Source organism: Rhodosalinus sp., assembly GCF_046542825.1.
Taxonomy (GTDB): domain Bacteria; phylum Pseudomonadota; class Alphaproteobacteria; order Rhodobacterales; family Rhodobacteraceae; genus Rhodosalinus.
This window is the reverse complement of record NZ_JBKHAQ010000024.1, coordinates 24,703-31,261: the sequence shown is the minus strand read 5'-3', so window position 1 is coordinate 31,261 and position 6,559 is coordinate 24,703. Positions and strand designations below refer to the sequence as shown.

Below are 6,559 nucleotides of genomic sequence, written 5' to 3'. Positions count from 1 at the left end.
CGCGCGGACCCATGGCGATCACGGTCAGCGCGTTGGGCATGTCCTTGGCGGTCAGTGTCGTGCCTTCCAGCGGGTCGAGCGCGATATCGACGGCGGGGCCGTTTCCGGTGCCCACCTTCTCGCCGATGAAGAGCATCGGCGCTTCGTCGCGCTCGCCCTCGCCGATCACGACGACACCCGCGATGTCGAGCTTGTTGAGCTGCTCGCGCATGGCGTTGACGGCGGCCTGGTCGGCGGCCTTCTCGTCGCCGCGCCCTACAAGCCGCGCGGAGGCGATGGCCGCCTGTTCGGCCACCCGCGCCAGCCCCAGCGAAAGCATCCTGTCGTCGAAATCGGGGCCGCTCATGCCACTGTCCTGCTCGTTTTCGGAATGCCGCGCCGGGTGTAGCCGCCGCCGTCCGTGCTGGCAAGCGATCGAGCGCTCCTCGGCCCCTTGCGGTGCCTCCTCGCGAGAAGCGCCCGGCAAGGGGCGCGGCGAGCGCCGCGCTCACATCATCGAAGGCAGGAACAGCACGAGGCCCGGCGCCGCCAGCAGGATCGCCAGCCGCACGATGTCCATCATCCAGAACGGCGTCACCCCGCGAAAGATCGTGCCGGTCGAGACGTCGCCCACCACGCCGCGCAGGATGAAGACGTTGAGGCCCACGGGCGGGGTGATCAGGCTGATCTCGACGACGACCACCACCACGATGCCGAACCACACCGGATCGAAGCCCAGGCTGGTCACCAGCGGGAAGAAGATCGGCACCGTGAGCAGCAGCATCGACAGGCTCTCGAAGACCATGCCCAGCAGGATGTAGATCGCGAGGATCATCGCCATCACCATCCAGGGCGTGAGCCCCAGGTCGGAGACGAAGCCGAGCAGCGCCCCCGGCAGTCCGGCGATGTTGACGAAGTTCGAGAAGATCCAGGCGCCGATCAGAACGGCGAAGAGCGAGGCGCTTGTCAGCGTCGTCTCGGTCAGCACCTCGCGGATGTCCTTGAACGACAGCCGCCCGCGGAAGACCGCGATCAGGAAGGCGCCCATCGCCCCCATGCCGGCCGCCTCGGTGGGCGAGAAGGTCAGGTAGATGGGCCAGACGTCGAGCACCCCGTAAAGCCCGCCGATCACCAGGAAGAAGAGCAGCAGAACCGCCCAGACGCCCTTCAGCGCGGCGATCCGCTCGGGCCAGTCGGTGCGCGGCCCCGCGGGGCCGGCCGCGGGATTGCGCCAGATCGACAGCCGCACCGCGACGAGGTAGAGCAGGATGCCCAGCAGCCCCGGAATGATCCCCGCGATGAAGAGCTGGCCGATCGAGGTCTCCGTCAGCAGCCCGTAGATCACCAGGATCACGGAGGGCGGGATCAGGATGCCCAGCGTGCCGCCCGAGGCGATGGAGGCAGTCGAGAGGCTGTCGGAATAGCCGTATTTCCGCATCTCCGGCATCGCCACCTTGGACATCGTGGCAGCCGTGGCCAGCGACGAGCCCGAGATCGCGGCAAAGCCGCCGCAGGCCACGATGGTCGCCATGGCGAGGCCGCCCTTGAGATGGCCCAGAAAGGCGTTCGAGACCGCGTAGAGCTCGCGGCTTATGCCGCCCTTGTTCACGAACAGTCCCATCAGGATGAAGAGCGGCACGATCGACAGGCCGTAGTCCTGCGCCGTGTCGATCACCAGCCTGCCGACCATGCTGATCGCCGCGCGATAGTTCGTCTCCAGCGCGAAGCCCACGAGGCCCACGAGGCCCATCGCGAAGGCGATGGGCATGCGCAGAAGCACCAGCACCATCACGGCGCCGAATCCGATGAGAGAGGCTGTCATGTGTTCGAGAACTCGGAAAGGAGCGAGGGACGGAAGAGCGTGACCAGTCCCCGCAGCACCATCACGGCGGCGGCGGCGAAAGTCATGATCGCGATGAACCAGGCGACGTAGAAGGTCGGGATGGCCAGATATTCGGTCAGGTCGCCGAAATCGCGGGCGCGTTCGGCCAGGGCCACGATGCGGTCGGCCGGGAAGTAGAGGATCGCACCGCAGACGATCTGGATCACGCCGTCCCGGATGCGCGCGATCCGCAGGCGGTTGAACACCCCGTCCAGCAGATCGACCGAGATGTGCTCGTCCCGCCAGCCCAGCATCGGCAGGGCGGAGAAGACGATGATCGCCATCGCGATGCGGATGAGCTCGGTCGCCGCCTCGATCGGTGCATCGAGGGCCGACCGCATCACCACATCGGCGAAGGACAGCACCATCAGGCCGAACAGTGCCGCGGACGCGAGGACCACGGGAATCCAGAGCGCCTGCCGGAAGATCTGAAGAATCGTTACCATGGAAGGACAGTCCCCGCCCCGAAAGGTCGCGCGGGCCGCAACCGGCCCGCGCCCATCTCTCCCGCCCCCTGGGGGGCGGGCCGCGTCAGTTGGTGACGGCGGCGTCCATTTCCTGCTGGACCATTTCGTGGGCCGCCTGCGCGTCCACGCCCGCCTCTTCGAGCTCGGCCAGCACATTGCCGATCACCATCTCGGCGATCTCTGCGAAGCGCGCCTGATCCTCTTCCGAGGCGGTGACGATCTCGTTGTCCTCGGCGGCCATGGTCGCTTCGGTCGCGCGCGCGTCCGACGCGTCCCAGGCCTCGCCCATCATGCGGGAGGCCGGTTCGCCGAAGACATTTTCCTCGAGCGCGCTCTGCACGTCCTGGGGCAGGCTGTCGAACCGCTCCTGGCTCATGATGACGGCGAAGGAGCCGCGATAGAAACCGCCGGGCATCTCGAAGACGGTCTTGGCCACCTCGTCGAGCTTGAAGCCGATGCGCTCGCCCATGTTCATGGTCACGGCGTCGGCCGCGCCGGCATCGAGCGTCTCGTAGACCTTGGGCGCGGGCACCTGGATGCCGACCATGCCAAGCTCTTCGGCCACGTCGGTTGCCACGCCGCCGGGCAGGCGCGTCTTGAGCCCGTCGAGATCATCGAGGCTGCCGACATCCTGATTCGAATGCACCTGCGCGGGCCCGTGGGTTGTCAGAGCGATCAGCTTGACGCCGCGGTGCTCGTCGAGCGCCTCGAGGTGCTCCTTGAAGACGCGCCAGTAGGCCACGCTGGCCGCTTCGGCGTCGCCCTCGTAGCCCGGAAGCTCGATCAGCTTGGTGCCGACGAAGCGGCCGGGCTGGTAGCCGTGGAAGATGATCGCCATGTCGGCCGCGCCATCCATGACCAGATCCATCTGCGCCGGCGGCGGGGCAAGGCCCATCACCAGTTCGCCCGTGACCTGGCCGTCGGTGGCCTCTTCCATCATCTCGACGAGGCCGCCGAACATGTCGACGTTGATCGGGTGGTTGGGCGGCAGCCAGGTGGAGATATTCAGCGTCTCCTGCGCCTGTGCCGCCGTGGCAAGGGCAAGGCTCATCGCCGTGCCGGTCAGTATCTGCCTCAGTGTCATCGCGTCGTGCCTCCCTACACGCTGCCGGGCGTCCGGTTCCTCTTGCGCCCGGCCAGTATATGAAATCTCATATATTCACAGAATCGCTCTCGTGTGAACCGGATTCCGGCAAAATCGACCACATGGTCGGTTTTGTTGTCAAGGGTGCATCGGGCTGACATGCTGAGCATCCAGTCTGTGGCGAGGGAGGAGCGATCCATGACCGACACCAGCGATCTCGCGCCGGACGCGGCGCAGACGGCCCGGATGGCGCGGGATTTCGACCTTGCGAACCCGCCCGACGGCTTCGTCGAAAACCCGTTCCCCATCTATGCCGCGCTGCTCGCGCACGCCCCGCTGCTGCCACAGCCGGACGGCTCGGTGCTGCTGTCGCGCTATGCCGATCTCGATCGCGTCTATCGCGACACGACGCGCTTCTCCTCGGACAAGCACGAGGCCTTCGCGCCGAAATTCGGCCGCGAGAGCCCGCTTTACGAGCATCACACGACTTCGCTGGTGTTCTCCGACCCGCCGCTGCACACCCGCGTGCGCAAGATCATGACCTCCGCGCTCACGCCTCGCGCGATCCGACGGATGGAGCCTGGGCTGATCGGGACGGTCGAACGCCTGCTCGACCGGATGGCCGAAAAGGAGCGCGCCGGCGGGACCGTGGACCTGATCGAGGACTACGCCAGCACCATCCCGATCCAGATCATCGGCAACCTGCTCGACGTGCCGATGGTGGAACGCGGGCCGCTGCGCGACTGGTCGCTTGCGATCCTCGGCGCGCTGGAGCCGGTACTGTCGGAAGCGGAGCTCGCCCGCGGCAACCGCGCGGTCGAGGAATTCAGGACCTACCTAGAGGATCTCGTCGCGCGCCGCCGCGCGCAGCCGGGCGACCCGGAGACCGACGTGCTGACCCGCCTCATCCGGGGCGAGGGGGCCGATGCGCAACTCTCCGAGACCGAGCTGCTGCAGAACTGCATCTTCATCCTGAACGCGGGCCACGAGACGACGACCAACCTGATCGGCAACGGCCTCGCCGCGCTGAACGACTTTCCGCAGGTGCGGGCGCAGCTACTGGAACGCCCCGAGCTGATCCAGCCGGCCGTCGAGGAAATCCTGCGCTTCTACTCGCCCAACCAGCTGGGCAACCGCGAGACGACGGAAGAGGTGAGCTTCGACGGTGTGACCGTGCCGGCGGGGACCAACCTGCATCTTTGCATCGGGGCGGCGAATCGCGACCCGGCGCAGTTTCCCGACCCCGGCCGCTTCGACATCGCGCGCAGGCCCAACAAGCACCTGGCCTTCGCCGGTGGTCCACACGTCTGCGTGGGCCTGACGCTCGCCCGGCTGGAGGGACGAATTGCCATCGGCCGGTTGCTCGCACGCTTCCCGCGCTACGAGATTCTGCCGGGCCGGGAATCGGGCGGGCGGATGCGCTTTCGCGGCTACGCGAAGCTGCCCGTGCGGCTGATGCCCTGAGCGCGGGACGAAAATTCTTCGATCGAAGAATTTTCTGCGGGTCCCGCGACGCGTCGGATCGGCGGCGGGAGGAGATTTTTCGACCGAAAAATCTCTGGGTGTCGGCGCGACTACTCCTGCGCTGCACCCAACTCCGAGATCAGCGTCGCGAGTGCCTGCTTGATCCGCGCGGCGTCCCCGCCTTCGAGCTTCGCCAGAAGCGCCGCCTCGTGCGTGCGTGCATCCGCCACCAGCCGTTCGGCCAGCGCGCGGCCCTCCGCGCTGAGGTAGACGCGCACGCGCCGCCGGTCGCGCGCATCGCCGCGGCGCGTCACCCAGCCCTTGGCGTCCATCTGCGCGATGATCTTGGTGAGCCGCGACTGCTCGATCAGCGCGTAGCCGGCAAGCCGCGTCACCATCTCGCCGTCCCGGTCGGCGAGGCAGGCGAGCACGCGCCATTCCGGCACCCGGACGCCCTGTGCGCGGACATGGGCGTGAAACTGCGCGCTTGCCGCCTCGCTCGCCGCGGCCAGCAGGTAGAGCAGGTAGTTCGGCACGAAGCCGTCCTGCGCCGTCTCGCGCAGCCGCGCCTCGGGTTGTCCGTCCATGCCTGTCCCCCGCGAAAAAACTTCTTGACCGCAAATATATGAAATTTCATCTTTATGGTAAAGGGAGATTGCCCGTGACGATCCACCGCCTGCGACTCGAGGCCAGGACAGCGCTCACCGACCGGATCGCCGAATTCACGCTCGCGCCGGCCGGGGGTGGCGCGCTGCCCGCATGGCAGCCCGGCGCGCACCTGCGGGTCTCGCTGCCTGGCGGCGGCGACCGCGCCTATTCGCTGGTGACCTTCGGCCCGGTTCCAGAGGCCCCGCAGCACTACACCATCGCCGTGCAGCGCGAGGACGACGGGCAGGGCGGCTCGCGCTTCATGCATGGGCTGACCGAGGGCGACGAGGTCGAGGCCACCACGCCAAAGTGCGATTTCCCCGTCGAGGCAGGCAAGCCCGCGCTGCTGCTGGCGGGCGGCATCGGCATCACCCCGATGGTGTCCATGGCGCATGCGCTGAAGGCGGCCGGCACGCCCTTCGCGCTGCACTATGCCGGCCGCGCGCGCGAGCAGATGGCCTACCGCGACGCGTTGGCAGAAAGTCTTGGCGACGCGCTGCATTGCCATTTCGACGAGGAGGCCGGCGGGCTGCTGGACCTTGCCGGACTGATCGGCGGCATGGGCGGCGAGCAGCACCTCTACGTCTGCGGACCACGCCCGATGATCGACGCGGCGCTGGCGCAGGCCGAGGCCTGCGGCATCCCGCGCGACAGCGTCCATGTCGAGTTGTTCGACAACGCCTCGGCGGGCGCGGAGGAAGGCGACGACAGCTTCGAGGTCGAGGTCGCCTCGACCGGCGAGGTGGTGACCGTACCGCCAGGAAAGAGCATCATCGAGGCGCTGGAAGAGGCAGGCCATGACCTGATCTACGACTGCCAGCGTGGCGATTGCGGCATCTGCCAGACCGACGTGCTGGAAGGTGTGCCGGACCACCGCGACGTGGTGCTCTCGGAGGCCGAACGGGCGGAGGGCAAGGTGATGCAGATCTGCGTCAGCCGGGCGAAGACGCCGCGGCTGAAGCTCGACCTGTGACGCGCGCGCCCAAGGCGTTTGCAAACGCCTTGGGCGACGCGGTTTGGAAACCGCGTGGAAGC

Annotated in this window: 7 protein-coding genes; 2 read left to right on the top strand and 5 right to left on the bottom strand. The window is 67.5% G+C overall.

Annotation, left to right across the window (positions count from 1 at the left end; genetic code table 11):
* The 4 genes from ACLFOB_RS05250 to ACLFOB_RS05235 all read right to left on the bottom strand — a co-directional run.
* A partial coding sequence (locus tag ACLFOB_RS05250; protein ID WP_410925303.1) for a fructose-bisphosphatase class II occupies nt 1–346 on the bottom strand: 346 nt, incomplete at its 3' end.
* 141 nt (nt 347–487) lie between these two features.
* Entirely contained in the window at nt 488–1,801 is a 1,314-nt protein-coding gene (locus ACLFOB_RS05245) for a TRAP transporter large permease (RefSeq protein WP_410925301.1), read from the bottom strand.
* Nucleotides 1,798–2,307 (bottom strand): TRAP transporter small permease, encoded by a 510-nt coding sequence (locus ACLFOB_RS05240; protein WP_410925299.1) that lies wholly within the window; start codon nt 2,305–2,307, stop codon nt 1,798–1,800. Before ACLFOB_RS05240 ends, ACLFOB_RS05245 begins: the two co-directional genes overlap by 4 nt.
* Nucleotides 2,308–2,392: 85 nt before the next feature.
* Nucleotides 2,393–3,412: a TRAP transporter substrate-binding protein gene (locus ACLFOB_RS05235; RefSeq protein WP_410925297.1), complete on the bottom strand. Its 1,020-nt coding sequence runs from the start codon at nt 3,410–3,412 to the stop codon at nt 2,393–2,395.
* Between the two features lie 198 nt (nt 3,413–3,610).
* Here ACLFOB_RS05235 and ACLFOB_RS05230 point away from each other — a divergent pair, with 198 nt between their 5' ends.
* Entirely contained in the window at nt 3,611–4,876 is a 1,266-nt protein-coding gene (locus tag ACLFOB_RS05230; protein ID WP_410925295.1) for a cytochrome P450, read from the top strand.
* Nucleotides 4,877–4,986: 110 nt separating this feature from the next.
* On the opposite strand, the gene ACLFOB_RS05225 is transcribed toward ACLFOB_RS05230, so the two are convergent.
* The gene (locus ACLFOB_RS05225; protein WP_410925293.1) at nt 4,987–5,463 is read right to left on the bottom strand and encodes a MarR family winged helix-turn-helix transcriptional regulator; all 477 of its coding nucleotides are present in this window, start codon (nt 5,461–5,463) and stop codon (nt 4,987–4,989) included.
* Nucleotides 5,464–5,537: 74 nt separating this feature from the next.
* Here ACLFOB_RS05225 and ACLFOB_RS05220 point away from each other — a divergent pair, with 74 nt between their 5' ends.
* Nucleotides 5,538–6,497: a PDR/VanB family oxidoreductase gene (locus tag ACLFOB_RS05220; protein ID WP_410925291.1), complete on the top strand. Its 960-nt coding sequence runs from the start codon at nt 5,538–5,540 to the stop codon at nt 6,495–6,497.
* Nucleotides 6,498–6,559 lie beyond the last annotated feature (62 nt).

Excerpts from the sequence above, each read along its gene's own strand:
- ACLFOB_RS05230 (WP_410925295.1), top strand. The coding sequence starts at position 3,611 with ATGACCGACACCAGCGATCTCGCGCCGGACGCGGCGCAGACGGCCCGG.
- ACLFOB_RS05240 (WP_410925299.1), bottom strand. The coding sequence starts at position 2,307 with ATGGTAACGATTCTTCAGATCTTCCGGCAGGCGCTCTGGATTCCCGTG.
- ACLFOB_RS05235 (WP_410925297.1), bottom strand. The coding sequence starts at position 3,412 with ATGACACTGAGGCAGATACTGACCGGCACGGCGATGAGCCTTGCCCTT.
- ACLFOB_RS05225 (WP_410925293.1), bottom strand. The coding sequence starts at position 5,463 with ATGGACGGACAACCCGAGGCGCGGCTGCGCGAGACGGCGCAGGACGGC.
- ACLFOB_RS05245 (WP_410925301.1), bottom strand. The coding sequence starts at position 1,801 with ATGACAGCCTCTCTCATCGGATTCGGCGCCGTGATGGTGCTGGTGCTT.